14 protein-coding genes and 1 tRNA gene are annotated in these 14640 nt (G+C 66.8%); 8 read left to right on the top strand and 7 right to left on the bottom strand.

Annotated elements, in window-relative coordinates:
* Nucleotides 1-198 precede the first annotated feature (198 nt).
* From ACFOMD_RS03735 to ACFOMD_RS03725, 3 genes are all read left to right on the top strand, one after another.
* Nucleotides 199-372 (top strand): hypothetical protein, encoded by a 174-nt coding sequence (locus tag ACFOMD_RS03735; RefSeq protein WP_380857041.1) that lies wholly within the window; start codon nt 199-201, stop codon nt 370-372.
* Nucleotides 373-619: 247 nt separating this feature from the next.
* On the top strand, nt 620-844 hold the full coding sequence (locus ACFOMD_RS03730) for a hypothetical protein (protein WP_380857038.1): 225 nt from the start codon (nt 620-622) through the stop codon (nt 842-844).
* 145 nt (nt 845-989) lie between these two features.
* Nucleotides 990-2738 (top strand): hypothetical protein, encoded by a 1749-nt coding sequence (locus tag ACFOMD_RS03725; RefSeq protein ID WP_380857035.1) that lies wholly within the window; start codon nt 990-992, stop codon nt 2736-2738.
* Between the two features lie 24 nt (nt 2739-2762).
* Here ACFOMD_RS03725 and ACFOMD_RS03720 read toward each other — a convergent pair whose 3' ends face one another.
* The 6 genes from ACFOMD_RS03720 to ACFOMD_RS03695 form a co-directional block, all read right to left on the bottom strand.
* Entirely contained in the window at nt 2763-3254 is a 492-nt protein-coding gene (locus ACFOMD_RS03720; protein WP_380857032.1) for a GNAT family N-acetyltransferase, read from the bottom strand.
* Nucleotides 3255-3781: 527 nt separating this feature from the next.
* A tRNA-Leu gene (locus ACFOMD_RS03715) sits at nt 3782-3868 on the bottom strand.
* A 112-nt stretch (nt 3869-3980) separates the two neighbouring features.
* Nucleotides 3981-5078: a 6-phosphofructokinase gene (locus tag ACFOMD_RS03710; RefSeq protein ID WP_380857029.1), complete on the bottom strand. Its 1098-nt coding sequence runs from the start codon at nt 5076-5078 to the stop codon at nt 3981-3983.
* 156 nt (nt 5079-5234) lie between these two features.
* On the bottom strand, nt 5235-6767 hold the full coding sequence (locus ACFOMD_RS03705) for an acetyl-CoA acetyltransferase (RefSeq protein WP_380857026.1): 1533 nt from the start codon (nt 6765-6767) through the stop codon (nt 5235-5237).
* A gap of 122 nt (nt 6768-6889) precedes the next feature.
* Nucleotides 6890-8185, bottom strand: a complete 1296-nt coding sequence (locus tag ACFOMD_RS03700; RefSeq protein ID WP_380857023.1) for an acyl-CoA dehydrogenase family protein — start codon at nt 8183-8185, stop codon at nt 6890-6892.
* A gap of 69 nt (nt 8186-8254) precedes the next feature.
* Nucleotides 8255-9001 carry a zinc-ribbon domain-containing protein gene (locus tag ACFOMD_RS03695; RefSeq protein ID WP_380857020.1) on the bottom strand — a complete coding sequence of 249 codons (747 nt, stop codon included), beginning with the start codon at nt 8999-9001 and terminating at the stop codon, nt 8255-8257.
* Nucleotides 9002-9095: 94 nt separating this feature from the next.
* On the opposite strand from ACFOMD_RS03695, the gene ftsE reads away from it, so the two are divergent.
* From ftsE to ACFOMD_RS03670, 5 genes are read left to right on the top strand one after another with little or no spacing between them, the layout of a single operon-like run.
* Nucleotides 9096-9815, top strand: a complete 720-nt coding sequence (ftsE, locus tag ACFOMD_RS03690) for a cell division ATP-binding protein FtsE (protein ID WP_380857017.1) — start codon at nt 9096-9098, stop codon at nt 9813-9815.
* Complete coding sequence (locus ACFOMD_RS03685; RefSeq protein WP_380857014.1) at nt 9815-10705, top strand: cell division protein FtsX; 891 nt, start codon at nt 9815-9817, stop codon at nt 10703-10705. The genes ftsE and ACFOMD_RS03685 overlap by 1 nt, the downstream gene beginning before the upstream one ends.
* A 5-nt stretch (nt 10706-10710) precedes the next feature.
* Complete coding sequence (locus ACFOMD_RS03680) at nt 10711-11247, top strand: YdcF family protein (RefSeq protein WP_380857870.1); 537 nt, start codon at nt 10711-10713, stop codon at nt 11245-11247.
* Between the two features lie 4 nt (nt 11248-11251).
* On the top strand, nt 11252-11935 hold the full coding sequence (locus ACFOMD_RS03675) for a lysophospholipid acyltransferase family protein (RefSeq protein ID WP_380857011.1): 684 nt from the start codon (nt 11252-11254) through the stop codon (nt 11933-11935).
* Complete coding sequence (locus ACFOMD_RS03670) at nt 11932-12894, top strand: hypothetical protein (RefSeq protein ID WP_380857008.1); 963 nt, start codon at nt 11932-11934, stop codon at nt 12892-12894. The genes ACFOMD_RS03675 and ACFOMD_RS03670 overlap by 4 nt, the downstream gene beginning before the upstream one ends.
* 170 nt (nt 12895-13064) lie before the next feature.
* Here the strand turns inward: ACFOMD_RS03670 and ACFOMD_RS03665 are convergent, their stop codons facing one another.
* Nucleotides 13065-14603 (bottom strand): HD-GYP domain-containing protein, encoded by a 1539-nt coding sequence (locus ACFOMD_RS03665; RefSeq protein ID WP_380857005.1) that lies wholly within the window; start codon nt 14601-14603, stop codon nt 13065-13067.
* Between the last annotated feature and the right edge of the window lie 37 nt (nt 14604-14640).

Below are 14640 nucleotides of genomic sequence, written 5' to 3'. Positions count from 1 at the left end.
GTGAAAAATCAGTTCCAGATATTTTATAATAAAACAAAATAATGTGTGGTGTTTCATAATTATATCTAGAAATAATGATTATTGATATGGATCAATTTCAAAATTGATTTTGGTTAACTATTGTCGCTTTTTACTGATTACTATGTCCAATAGCAGGAAATGGTGTCCATCTTCGGGCTCGCTGTTTCGGAGACTACGATGCGCGACAGGGATTTTCTCATGCACCGGGCGCAGCGCGAACTGGAGCTCGCACGGCGCGCGGCAGCATCGGCGGTGATCGCCGCGCACTATCGGAGGACCGCCATCTATCTCGAGCGGCTCTTGCGGCTGACGGAGCGATCATCGGGGCTGGGCGGCGAGCAGGCTGAATGAAGACCTACCGGCTGGTGTGTTTGCCCGCTCACGAAGCGGGGCACGTCCGTGAACTGGCATGTGTAGACGATGAGGAAGCTCTGCTGCGTTGCCGCGCCATGTTGGCGACCTTCGATCGCGTCGAAGCTTGGGACGGCGATCGTTTGATCTGTCGCATGTCGCGAACCGCCAACCGCTGAGCGCGGGATGCGCGCCGCTTGGGTGAACCTCCCCCGATCCGTTCTGTTGAGGTGTAAAGGAGGTCGCCATGCCACCGCTGCTTTCCAAGATATTCTCAGGTGAAGAGGCCGCCGGCTCGACCGGTCAACAGCTGGGCGGCGAAGCCGATCTCACGATCGACGCCGCCATCGGTGCCGGCGTGGAATATGACGACGGCACTGGCGAAACACATTCCTTCGGCTTGCAACAGGATGTGTCCGTCCAGGCATCGACCGTCGTCCTGCTGGACGGCGGCAATGGCGGTGAAATCTAGCGGGTGAACGCCGGCCGGCGGATTGCGGTGCTCTCGCGGGGCAAATAAGTGCCTGGAAATCGCTAATTGCGCAGCGCCATCTCGAAGCCGGAACCAACTTTCGCAAGCCGTCGTTCGCGAATTTCCATCATCGGGAGTCGCCGGCATGCGCAAGTCCTTTCTTTTTGCTCTCCTGCTCGCCACCGCGCTGACGGCTTGCAACGATGAGGACGACAAGGACGATGGCGGGTCGGGACAAGCCGCGCAGATGCAAGACGCTCCTGCGCCTGACAGCCTTCCCGACCAATTCAAACAGGTTTCGGGCAACGCTTCGGCGGGCCAGGACGCGTTCCGCTTTGAAACATTCGGCAACGAGCGGTTCTGGACCGACGCGCTGCGGCTGCCTCAAGGCATCGCCGCCTCCGGGCTGACGCCGCTTCAGGCGCTGCAGATCGGGCTTTCGGTCAATGTCGATGCGCTGAACGCGGCGACGCGCACCGCCATCACCAACGCCATCGCCCAGATCAATGACGGCACGCCGCCCGCGCAGACGGCGTTCGGTGACCCCGCCGTCACCCTGTCGCTGATCAACCAGAATGCGGTGATCGGCGTCGTCGCCTTCAATCCCGACGGCACGCGCAAGGCGCTGGCGAACACGGGCACGCTCAACATCGCCGGGGGCGACAAGGTCGGCCTGTCATGCGCCGGCTGCCATGCCATCACCGACAATAGCGTTCTGCCGCCGACCGTGGCGCTGAACACCACCGGATCGATCGGCCGCGCGGTCGACGGCCCGACGCCGCACCGTCTCGATGTCGGCCGCATTTTCGCGGCGGGACAGAATTCGCTGGCCTACTATCCCTTCCTGCAGGCCCGCTTCGAAACGCTGCCGGGCGGCACCATCGGCCGCGGCGGCTTCCCCGGGTTGGCAACGACCGTCAGCTCGCTGCCGACCGAGGCCGAGGCCGATACCTATCTGACCGGAAGCAATCCGACGACGGGCGAACGCTTCTATCCGGTCGGTCACTTCGACGACACCGGCGACGGCATCGGCAACCCGCTGCACATCGCGCCGCTGTTCCGGCAGGATCTCGCCGCGCCCTATGGCATCGAGGCCGGCTTCGACAAGCTCGATGACTTCAGCAACAACGTCTTCGTGAACGCGCTCGACCCGACCGCGCTGCTTACCCCGGCCGGCCGTGATTTCCTGCGCACCCGCGCCAACGCGACGGGCGACGAGCTCGCCGAAGACTATGAGCGCGTGCTGCGCGCCACCGGCGTTGCGATCGAGACCACACCCTATGTGCGGTCGCGTACCGGGCTGACGCCCGGCGTGCCGGCATCGCCCACCGGGCGTCGTGTCGACGAAACGCGTCTGCGCGACCTCAATGCCTATCTCATCAGCCTGCCGTCACCGCGCCGCCCCGCCGACGTCGACACCGCCGCCGCGGCCCGCGGGCGGATCGTCTTCCGGACATTGGCGGTAAGCGACGGCGGCAACTGCACCACGTGTCACCAGGTCGATCCCAACCGCTTCGTACCGCCCAACGTCATCCCGATGCCGACGATCTATCCGGCGTACACGCCGGCGGTCCTCGCCCAGCGCATGCCGCCCCAGACCCCGATCCAGAACTCTGATGGCCCCAACCCGTTCTTCGACGACAAGCATATCGTTTCCGACGGCAGCGCCAACGGCAAGGTGCGCGGCACGTCGCTGGTGCTGCTGCTCGATCTCACACGCAAGACCAAGCTGCTCCACGACGATTCGGTCGTTGGCACCGATTTCCGCAGCGCCGCCAACAGCCTGTTCGACCCGGCGCGCGGCGCCAACGCGGCGCATCCCTTTTACATCTCCGACTCGACCAAGCGATCCGACGTGATCGAGTTTCTGCGCAGCCTGGAAACCGAGCGCTGATATCCGTCTATCCCTCGGATCGGCTCAGGCGGAGATTCGGAAGTGAAGGACCGGCCCGTTCCAGTCCGGCGACCGCATCTCCACTTCCTCGACGTCTCGCGCTGCTCGGCAGCCGTGAACCGTTCGACGCCAGAATTCGACCGCCTGGGGGTTCTGAGTTTCCACCGCCACCTCCCAGATGCCGGGCTTTCGGGCGAATAGCGCATGGGCTGCCGTCATCCCGACGCCGTGCCCCCGATATTTCCGGAGAATGAAGAACTCGGCGACGTTCCGGTCGATTGCGCGTCCAATGTGGCTGTCGACATTTGTCAGGCAAAAGCCCGCCAGTTGGCCGTTTTGCCGGATGAGCCACGGTATGTGGTCGGCCCGGGACCAATAGGGGTCGAGCGGATATGCGGCAAAGCGGCCGCGATCGTCGACGTCGCCGTAGGAAGTTCCTGCCCAATTCGCCGAAAAATCGTGGACGTAGAGCTGCATCATGCTTTCGATAATGACGCGCTCGGTCGAGTTCGCCACGTCGACATGACCGCCACTACGCACGTGCCAGCGCCATGGTCGGCCCGACGCGGGGCCAAGGGTCTTCCGAACCCCCGGGGCCACGTCGCATTTTGGGAGGCTTGGTCACCCGCTGGTCGCGGTCGCTCAGACCCTCCTTGGCGATTACGTTGCGGATCATGGATGTCCCCGCTGCCGCGGCTCGCGGCTCCCACTCAACGGAGAACGAATGATCCGGTTCCGAAAGTGATGGGCAAGTAATAAGCACGCAACCTCGTCCCGACGCGTCGTGATCGCGGGAGAACGTACACTCGCAATCGAAATCTGGACGCCATGAATTACAATTTCCGCTGCCCCATTCAGATGGCCGTCCTCTCAATCGAAAAGGAGATGAGAAAGGTTAGGGCGTCTGTTTCGCGCAATCTATTTGGCTGAAGTTCTCTGGCCGCAGGTGCGTTGACCAATGGCGCATAAGCCACCGAAATGTCGGGGCTTTCGCCCCGCCATTTCTGGCAGCTAAGTAGTTGTTTTTGCAGAGAATAGCTCGGTGGTGCGGTCGAGAAGACTCGAACTTCCACGGCCTTTCGGCCACAGCGACCTCAACGCTGCGCGTCTACCAGTTCCGCCACGACCGCACGTGAAAGCGGGCTGAAAATCGACCCGCCGAGCTGGTAAGGCGCGCCGTGTAGCAGATGGGTTGGGGGGCTGCAACAGCCCCAACCCCGCTTTATTTCGCTGTGGCGACAATCAGTAGAGAAACATCGGCATGCCCTCGATCTTCGCGAGCTTCGCGCGATAGGCGTCGCGGTCGTAGAGGGCGTCGACATCGACGATCTTGGTGCCGTGCAGCAGCGTGTCGACGGGGACATGTGTGTAAGCGCCATTCTTCAACGCCAGCATGCGGCCGTGGCGTTTTTCCTCGATCAGCTGAACCGCCAAGCCGCCGAACGCGAAGCCGACCATGCGGTCGAGCGCGTCGGGCTCGCCGGCGCGCATGAGGTAGGCGAGTTCCTGCAATACGGTGCCATGGCCGGTGCGCGTCTCGATCTGGCGGGCAAGGCGAAAGCCGATGCCGACATCCTCGCGCGCCGTCGCCGATTTCGACAGCCCCTGCTCCTGCCGTTCCCCGGCAAGGCAGGCGCCTTCCGACACCACCAGCACGGCGTAGTTCGCCGGGTTGCTGCGCTTGTCCTCGTCGAGCAGCGGCAGCAGCTTGTCGAGATCGGCGGGCACCTCGGAGATCACCGTGCGGTCGACCTGTGCGAGGAAGCCGGCGAGCAGCGCCGTCTCGCCGCTGCGCCGACCGAACAGCTCGACGACCGCGATGCGCTCGTGGCTCTCGGTGGTGGTACGCAGCCGCGAGATCGCCTCTACGGAGCGGCTGACCGCGGTGGCGAAGCCGATGCAATAGTCGGTGCCGAACACGTCGTTATCCATCGTCTTCGGTACCGAGACGACGGGGTAGCCGAGGCTCGCGAGGTGCGCCGAGAAACGCAGCGTGCCGTCGCCGCCGAGCGTCACCATCGCATCGACGCCCATATGGTCGAGCACGTTCAGCACATGGTCGGTGCGGTCGCCGCCGTCGACGGTGCGAGGGTCGAGCCGCGAGGTGTGGAGGATGGTGCCGCCCTGCCGGTCGATGCCGCGCACATTCTCACGGCCAAGTCCGAAGCTGTTGGCGGCGATCGTCGCCGGATCGTCCAGATCGATGTCGAGCAGCCCCTGCCAGCCGCGACGGAAGCCGACGACGTCCCAGCCCCGGTCAAGCGCAGAGAGGGTAATCGAGCGGATGCAGGGGTTGAGCCCCGGCACGTCGCCGCCGCCGGTCAGGATTCCGATGCGCATGATGTCTCCTGCTTCGTGTCGCCGCCGGGTGCCGCATCACCCATGCCATCCACGTCATCCTGACGAAAGTCAGGATCTCCTGCGGCGTGAACGGTGGATACGCGCGGAGAGATCCTGACTTTCGTCAGGATGACGTTAAGCGGAGAGAGCGGAGCGCTAGACGAAGGTAGCGATGTTGGCCGGCGTTCCCGCCTCGACCGCGATGCGCCGGCCGATCACCGGCTGGTCGATCAGCTCGTCGAGCCGGTCATGCATCTGCGCGAGGAAGCGTTCGCCGCTGCTCAGCCGGCCGATGATCGTGCCCACGACGGGTCGGCCCTTGTCGAAGATCACGGTGAAGGTCTCGACCACGCCCTCGCCCGACGGCTGCTCGGCGAGGGGTGGCGACGGCATCGCGTCGATCTCGGCCTGATAGGTCGCCGGGTCGGTGCGGCTCCACGCACCTTGCGTTGGCTCGGTCGAATAGACGCCGAAGCCATGCTTGGTCAGGTAGCCGCCGTTGGCAAACACCAGTCCGAAGCTGCCGGGCGCGGCGCGGCACCGCTCCACGACTTCGGCGATGCCATGCGTCGAGTAGTTGTTGCCGGGGCCGCCGAAATAAGGGAGCCCGCCGGTCAAGGTCAGTCCGCGCGGATCATCATGGGCGATGCCGATCATGTCGGCGGCAATCTCCACCGCGACCGGGAAGCAGGAATAGATTTCGATATGCTGCAGGTCGGCGGGCGTCTTGCCCGCTTGGGCCAGCGCATGCGCCGCGCCCACCTTCACCGCCGGCGACGACCAATAGTCGACGCGGTCGGACACCAGCATCTTCTCATGCGTGTCGGCACAGCCGTGCAGATAGACGCGCTTGTCCTGCCGCACGCCGAGCCGGTCGGCCGCTGCCGTCGACATCATCAGCAGCGCCGCCGCCTGGTCGACGAACAGGAGCGAGTTGAGGAACTTGGTATAGGGATAGCCGATGTAGCGGTTGGCGTCGGTCGGCGTCACCAGCTCCTCGGGCGTGCGCTCGATCGGCAGGGTGGCATAGGGGTTGGCGGCCGCCACCTTGGTGAACGGTGCCATCAGCTCGCCGATCTTGGCGCGATGTTCCAGCGGCGTCCGGCCGTAATGATGGCCGACGGCATTCTCGAACAGCGGATAGACCGAAACGGGAAGGGCAATGCCGTGCGCCAGCTCGTGGCGCGAGATCATCGGCTTGTCCTTGTCGAGGGCATCGGGCGTGTCGCTGGTATCCTCGCCCCAGTTCAGCGCGATGCCGACCTTCTGCGCCTTCGCCTGCGTGCGCAGCGGCTCGCAGCCGGCGATCAGCGCCACCTCCGCCTCGCCGTTGGCGATCCGCTCGGCGAGCAGGTTCACCATCATCTGCGGGGTGTTGCCGCCGACCGGCGGATAGATCAGCTCGCGCGGGCTGGCACCGATCCGGTTGGCGAGCGAGCGCGGCAGGTTGGTGTAATGGCCGAACGGCGACGCGAACGCCGGCCCCGAATCGGCGAACAGCCGGATGACCGCCACCATGTCGAGCGCCGCCGCGATGCCGGCGCCACCGCTGTCAGCGATGGCGCCTTCCGCGACACGGGCCAGCATGTCGGCCGGCGACAGCGCGCTGACGGGCTCGCTGTCGCGGTCGACATATTGGGCGACGCCGACGAGGACGGGGGTACGCGGATCGACCATCATGAACCTCATTCCCTCTCCCGGGAGGGGAGAGGGTTAGGGAGAGGGTGGTCGGAGATTAGCGCGAACGTGGAAACCACCCTCTCCCCGCTCGCTGGCGCGAGTCGCCCTCTCCCCTCAGGGATAGGGGAACGTCACCGCGCGCCCGGAACCAGCGTGGCCTCGTCGCGCTCGTTGGCGGCGCGCATGCTGTTGCCCGCGTATTTCGCGTATTCGCCGCGGGCGACGGTGCGGTTGTGCACCTCGTCCGGGCCGTCGGCGAGGCGCAGGGTGCGGATGCCGGCATAGGCCTTGGCGAGGCCGTAGTCCTGGCTGACGCCACCGCCGCCGTGCGCCTGGATCGCGTCGTCGATGATGCGCAGCGCCATCTTCGGCGCGGCGACCTTGATCATCGCGATCTCGTTGCGCGCGACCTTATTGCCGACGGTGTCCATCATGTAGGACGCCTTCAGGCAGAGCAGGCGGGTCATCTCGATGTCGATGCGGGCGGCGGCGATGCGCTCCTCCCAAACCGAATGCTCGGAGATGCGCTTGCCGAACGCCTCGCGGCTGAGCAGGCGGCGCGCCATCTTCTCCAGCGCCACTTCCGCCGCGCCGATCGTGCGCATGCAGTGGTGGATACGGCCCGGCCCGAGGCGCCCCTGCGCGATCTCGAAGCCGCGGCCCTCGCCGAGCAGGATGTTCGTTGCCGGCACGCGGACGTCCTTCATCACCACCTCGGCATGGCCGTGCGGGGCGTCGTCGTAGCCGAAGACGTTGAGCATGCGGACGATCTCGATGCCCGGCGCATCGAGCGGCACGAGGATCTGCGACTGCTGCAGATGCTTGGGCGCATCCGTGTCGGTCTTGCCCATGACGATCGCCACCTTGCAGCGCGGATCGCCCACGCCCGACGACCACCATTTCCGGCCGTTGATCACGTACTCGTCGCCTTCGCGGCGGATCGAGGTTTCGATGTTGGTGGCGTCCGACGACGCGACGGCGGGCTCGGTCATCAGGAAGGCCGAACGGATCTCGCCGTTGGCCAGCGGCACCAGCCACTTGTCCTGCTGCTCCTTGGTGCCGTAGCGCGCGAACACTTCCATGTTGCCGGTGTCCGGCGCCGAGCAGTTGAACACTTCCGACGCCCAGCCGACGCGGCCCATCTCCTCGGCGAGGGGGGCGTATTCGAGGTTGGTGAGGGGCGTGCCCTCGAAATGATATTCGTGCACCGGAACGCCGCCGTGGCTCGGCGGCACGAACATGTTCCACAGGCCTTCCTTGCGGGCCAGCGGCTTCAGCTCCTCGATGACCGGAATGACCTTCCAGCGGTCGCCGCCTTCATTGAGCTCGCGGTCGAAGCGCTCCACGTTCGGATAGACATGCTTGTCCATGAATGCCCGCACGCGGGCGACCATATCCTTGGTCTTTGCCGAATATTCGAAGTCCATGCGCTTCCTCCCGCTGAGTCCCTGTTTGTCTGATCCCACTCTAGGCCGCCCGGGCGCCGCCGATCACTGTCAATCGCGCGGGGGTGCAAAGCCTATCGATACTGTGCTGGCGCCGTTGGGCACGTCGATCGCCGCGGTATCGAAACTGACCGCGCCGCCGGCCGGAAGTTCCGCCATCGGCGCCGGCGAGGTCCAGGTGGCGAGCAAGGTCCCGTCCGCATCGCGCAGCCGCGCCTGCAGCACCGGGACAAGCAGCTCGCGCTTCGCCGGATTCTCGATGCGGCCGTTGACGGTGAGCACGGTGCGCCCGTCGACGATGCGGCCCCAGATCGGCTCATAGGCCTCGATGCGTAGCGCGGTGCCCTGGAACACTGGCTCGAGCGGCCTGCCGAGATCGACGCCGCCGATGCCGCCGGGTTTCGTCAGCAGGATCAGCCCGACCAGCAGCAGCGCGAACACGACGGCAGCGGCCGTCCACAGCGGCTGCGGGTTGCGGCGCGGCCGGTCCTCGGCAGCGAAGCGCGAGGGGCGGCGATATTCTAGGTCCGGGTCGAGCTCGCGTGCCACCGGCCGCGGCTCGGCACGCGGCGGCGCGGTCCAGCTCGGCGGCGGGGGCGGCGGCGCAGGCGCTGGCGCCGGTTGCGGGGCCTGAACAGGCGGCGGCGCCACCAACGGCTCGGGCGACGCTGCAGCTTCCGCTGGACCCTGGTGCCAGCCATGGCCGCAGGCGGCGCAGCGGACGGTGCGGCCGGCCGGCCCGATGGCGGTATCGGCGATCTGGTAGCGCTTGGCGCAACTGGGGCAGGTAATGATCATGGGGCGTGAACCGATAAGCACTTCAACAGGGGCCGTGCAACGCTGGACGACCCCTTGAGGGCGTGCCACTAAGCCGAAGCGAGAGGAAGGGGTGGTGAGCAGCGTCGTCCGCTTTGAAAATGTCGGCCTGCGCTACGGCACGGGCGCCGAAGTGCTGCGTGATCTCAGCTTCGCGCTCGACCGCGGCTCGATGCAGGTGCTGCTCGGCTCATCGGGCGCCGGCAAGACCTCGCTGCTGAAGCTCATCTACCTCGCGCAACGTCCCACCCGCGGCTTCATCTCGACCTTCGACGAGGAGGTGACGAGCCTGCCGCGCGAGGCGCTGCCGGCGCTTCGCCGCCGCATCGGCGTGGTCTTCCAGGATTTCCGCCTCGTCCCGCACCTTTCCGCCTTCGACAATGTCGCGCTGCCGCTGCGCATCGCCGGCCGGCCGGAGGATGAGGTGCGCGAGCATGTCGAGGAGATGCTCGAATGGGTGAGCCTCACCGACCGCATGTCGGCACGGCCGGCGATCCTGTCGGGCGGCGAGCAGCAGCGCGTCGCCGTCGCGCGCGCCGTCATCGGCCGCCCCGATCTGCTGGTGGCCGATGAACCCACCGGCAATATCGATCCCGAGATGGCCGACCGGCTGCTCCACCTGTTCCAGGAGCTGAACAAGCTCGGCACCACCATCGTCATCGCAACGCATGACGCGCATCTCGTCTCGCAACTGCCGGGGGCGAAGATGCTGCGGCTGGCCGGTGGCACGCTCTCTGACCCGACCGGATCGGTGCGCGCGCCGCCCGCGCCGTTCCGCCCGCTGAGGCCGCGGTAATGCGGCTGCCGTTCGCGCCCATCGGTCATCGCCACGCCTTCCTGCCGCAAGGGCAGGGGTCGGGCGGGCTCGTGCCCTGGGTCATCGCGATCATGACCTTCCTGACCGCGCTGGCGCTCGCGGGGGCGATCGCGCTGGCCAGCGCGGCGGGCGGCGTCGCCGACGATCTCGGCCGCAGCGCCACCGTGCAGATCCTCCAGCCAAACCCCGATCGCGCCGCGCCGCAGCTCGATGCCGTCGTCGCCGCGCTCAAGCGGGAGCCCGGCGTCGTGTCGGCGCATCGCCTGTCCGATGCCGAAATGCGCCGCCTGCTCGAACCCTGGCTCGGCGCCGGCAACGTCACCGCCGACCTGCCGGTCCCCGCCGTTGTGGACGTGCGGCTGCGCGCCGGTGCCGACAGCGCTGCGATCGACCGTCGCCTGCATACGGTGGCACCCGATGCGCGGCTCGACGAACATGGCCGCTGGCTCGCGCCGCTGCTGGGGCTGGTGCACTCGCTGCAGGGCCTCGCGGTCGCCATTGTGCTGCTGGTCACCGCCGCCACCGTGGCGGTCGTCGTGCTCGGCGTGCGCTCGGGGCTCAACGTCCATCAACCGACGATCGAGCTTCTCCACTTGATGGGAACCGAAGACGCTGCCATCGCGCGGGTTTTCCAGCACCGCTACCTGGGCTACGGACTGGCGGGCGGATTGGCAGGGGTGGCATGCGCGTTCGGGGTTCTCGTGATGATCGGTTGGCTCGTCGGCCCGATGGGCGCGGGCGCGATCGGCGGCTTGTCCCTGCCATGGGCCGGGTGGGCGGCGCTCGCCGTCCTGCCGCTGGCCGTGGGCGCGCTGGCCATGGCGGCCGCGCGCGTCAGCGTGGCGCGGGCGCTAAGGTCGCAACTGTGATGGGCGTGCTCGGGCGGCTCGTCGCCTTCGGCATCGTCGCGGTGATCGGCTGGTTCGCCTGGTTCGTGCTGGCAATGCCGGCGCCGCTCGACGCCAGCGTGCGCACCGACGGCATCGTTGTGCTGACCGGCGGGCCGCGCCGTGTCGCGCGCGGCATCGAACTGGTGCAGGACAAGGCGGCGAAGCGCCTGCTGATCTCCGGCGTCGACAAGAAAGTTCGCCCCGTCGAGCTGGCCGTCGAATACAAGGTGCCGAAGGAGCTGTTCGACTGCTGCATCGATCTCGGACGCGAGGCGATCGACACGCGTTCCAACGGCGAAGAGACGGCGGCGTGGATCAAGCGCAACAAGTACCGCAGCATCCGCCTCGTTACCGCCGCCGACCATATGCGCCGCGCGCAGGTCGAACTGGAGGCGCAACTCGATGACGAACGCGTCGAGATCGTGCCCGACGGCGTGCCGGTCGAACGGCCGCTGCAGCCGATGATCCGCGAGTTCGCGAAATACGCCTTGCGCCGCGCCGCGACCGCCTTTGGAATCTGACGCCATGAACATGCTGCGCTCGATCCTGTTCGCGATCCTCTTTTACCTCGGCTCGGCGATCATCGTGCCGGTCGGCGCGGTCATCGGCGTGTTCTGGGCGCCCGCCATCCGCGCCACCGGCCGCTGGTGGTCGACCTGGTTCCGGATGCTGCTGCCGGTGCTCGGCATCCGCGTCGTCATCCGCGGCGAGATTCCGCAGCATTCGGTGATCATCGCCGCCAAGCACCAGTCGGCGTTCGAGACGATCGCCACGCTCTACCTCTGGGATTTCCCGGCGGTGGTGCTGAAGGCCGAACTGATGCGGATTCCGTTCTGGGGCTATGTCGCGCAACGTCACGGCTCGATCCCCGTCGAGCGCGACGCGTCGACCAAGGCGATGCGCACGATGATGCGCGCGGCGGAAGCCGCGATGGCACAGGGCCGGCCGATTATCATCTTCCCCGAAGGCTCGCGCATGCCGGTCGGCGAGGCGCCGCCGCTGAAGCCCGGCGTCTCGGGCCTCTATAAGATGCTGAAGCTGCCGGTGGTCCCCATCGCGCTCGACAGCGGCAAGGTCTGGCCGCGCAATGCTTTCGTGAAGCGGCCCGGCACCATCACCATCGACGTCGGCGAGACGATCCCGGCGGGCCTCGACCGCAAGGAGTTCGAAGCCCGGCTCCACGCCGCGATCAACAAGCCGCTGCCATGAGCCGCATTCCGCTATGGGCGACTCTGATCCCGCTCGCCGTCGGGCTCGGCGCCTATTGGTGGTATTGGGACGGCGAGCGCGCGATCTTCGAGCAGGCGCTGACCGGCGTGCTGGCCGAACCCGCGGCGGTCGGTGGCTTCCCCTATCGGCTCGAGGCCGGTCTGCCGTCGGTGCGCTTCCGCCATGACGGCCAATATCGCTTCAGCGTCGAGGCCGAGACGGGTCAGCTCAACCGCCAGCCGTGGAAGCAGGACCTCACCTCGATCGGCTTGCTGAAGCCGAAGGTGGTCTGGTCCGCACCGGGCCTCGACGGCGCCGTCTTCCAGGTCGAATCGGCGGAAGGCCATGCCAGTCTGCGCCTCGACGGCACCCGAATCGCGCGGCTGTCGGCGGTCCACAACGACGCGCGGGTAACGCTCCCGCTGCTCCGCGCCACCGCGACCGCGCCGTCGTTCGAATGGCATTTCCGCGAAACGCCCGCCACCGCCGACCCGGCGAGCCGCGCGCCGACCTTCCCCGAACAGGCGCAAGTCGTGCTGGTTGCCGACGCGATCCGCTTCGGCGGCGGCGATCCGCTCAACCTGTCGGCACAACTGGGCGTCACCTCCGCCGCGCCCGTGTGGGATTTCGCCGGCTGGCGGCAGGGCGGCACTGTCGAGCTGCGCAGCCTGACCTTGTCCGACGGCCACGGCGACATACTCAACGCCAGCGCCACCGGCGTCGCCGGCAGCGCCGATCCACTGCGCGTATCCGGCACCATCCGCACCGTCTGCCCGCTGACCGTGCAGGCCGCGCTCGCCGGCACGCCCGCGCCGGCAAGGGAGTATCGCACCCGCAAGGAAGTCAGCTTCGCCTTCGGCGGCATCGGCCGCGACGTGCAGGCGCTGCTGCCGCCCGAAGGCCTGCCCAAGCTGCCGCTGCGCCAGCAGGAACCGCCCTGTCCTAAGATCGTCGGCTAGCTTTCCCTCTCCCTTGAGGGGAGAGGGAAAGCTAGCCGCGCAGCGGTGGGAAGGTGAGGGTGATGCCGCGGCTTGCGGCTAACCTCTCATCGGCGGACTCGTCCGGAGATCACCCTCACCCTCCCAGCCTTCGGCTGGGCCCCTCCCTCTCCCCTCAAGGGAGCGGGACGTTACGGCCGGTAGCCCGGAATCTTCGCCTCATCGATCGCATCGATCTGCGCCGCCGGCAGGAAGCGCTCGGCATAGCGCGCGTAGACCTTGTCGCGGATGAAAACGTCGAACAGGTCGGGGTCGACGTGCCCGCCCTCCTTCATCTTGCCGAGGATGAAGAGCGATTCGGACAGCGGCTTGGCTGACTTGTAGGGCCGGTCGTCGGCGGTCAGCGCCTCGAAAATGTCGGCGATCGCCATGACGCGCGCCGGCACCGACATCTGGTCGCGGGTGAGGCCGCGCGGATAGCCCTTCCCGTCCATGCGCTCGTGATGGCCGCCGGCGAACTCGGGCACGCGCCGCAGATGCTTCGGCCACGGCAGCGCCTCGAGCATCCGGATCGTCGCCACGATGTGATGGTTGATGATGCCGCGCTCGGCACCGGTCAGCGTGCCGGCCACGATGGTGAGGTTCTCGAGTTCGTTGGTGTCGAGCAGCGGTCGCTCTACCCCTCCCGCATCGCGCCACATCCGCTCGGCGATGCGGCGGACGCGCGCGATGTCTTCGTCGCGCATCCGCTCGCCGCCGACATTGGCGACGCGCAGGAACGCCTGTTCGTCGGCCAAATCGGCCAGCAACGCATCGCGCGCAGCGTCGTCGATCTCCCCCCTCAACGCCGCGATCTCCGCGTCGCGGCGCAGCAGTTCGAAGCGTGCATCGACCAGCGCGATGCGGTCGAAGATCGTCTCCAGCTTCGTCGCCTTGTCGACGACATGCACCGGCGTCGTCACCTTGCCGCAGTCATGCAGCCGCGCCGCGATGCCGAGCTCGTAGCGGTCGGCGTCATCCATGGTGAACTCGGCGAGCGGGCCGTTGGCGGCCGAGGCCGCGTCGGCGAGCATCAAGGTCAGCTCGGGCACGCGCTTGCAGTGGTTGCCGGTGTAGGGCGACTTCTCGTCGACCGCGGTGTTAATGGTGTCGACGAAGGCCTCGAACAGGCTGCCGAGCTGGTCGATCAGCCGCCGGTTGTCGATCGACACCGCGCCCTGGCTGGCCAGCGACTGGGCGAGCAGCACCGCGTCGTCGGAGAAGGCGACGACCTCGCCGTTCTCGACCGCGTTGATGAGCTGGATGACCCCGACCGTCTCGCCGGCGACATTGCGCATCGGCGTGCACAGCAGTGATCGGGTGCGATAGCCGTTTTCGGCATCGAAGCGCTTCGACCCCACGAAGTCAAAGGCGCTCTCGGCATAGACGTCGGCAATCACGATCGTCGCGCCGTCGCGCGCGCAGGCTGCCGCCGCCAAACGGCTATCGGCGATGGGAAGCGGCGGGAAGCTCACCGGTGTGCCGGTGCTGCCGCCCATCGCATAGCCCAGCGAGCTGGTATGCAGCATCTTGGCTTCGAGGTGGCCGTTATCGGTGGCGAGGAACAAGGTGCCGCCGTCGGCGCCGGTCAGCTCCTTCGCCGACAGCAGGATCATTTCCAGCAGCCGGTCGAGATCGCGCTCCGCCGACATCGCCGCGCCGATCGCCAGCAGGCGCCTGACGCTTTCCACCCCGTGCATCCGATATCCCCCTCGGCAGGCATCATAA

The sequence above is a fragment of the Sphingoaurantiacus capsulatus genome (assembly GCF_042648405.1).
Taxonomy (GTDB): domain Bacteria; phylum Pseudomonadota; class Alphaproteobacteria; order Sphingomonadales; family Sphingomonadaceae; genus Sphingoaurantiacus; species Sphingoaurantiacus capsulatus.
The sequence above is the reverse complement of the archived record's forward strand: the minus strand, read 5'-3'. Positions and strand labels throughout refer to the sequence as shown.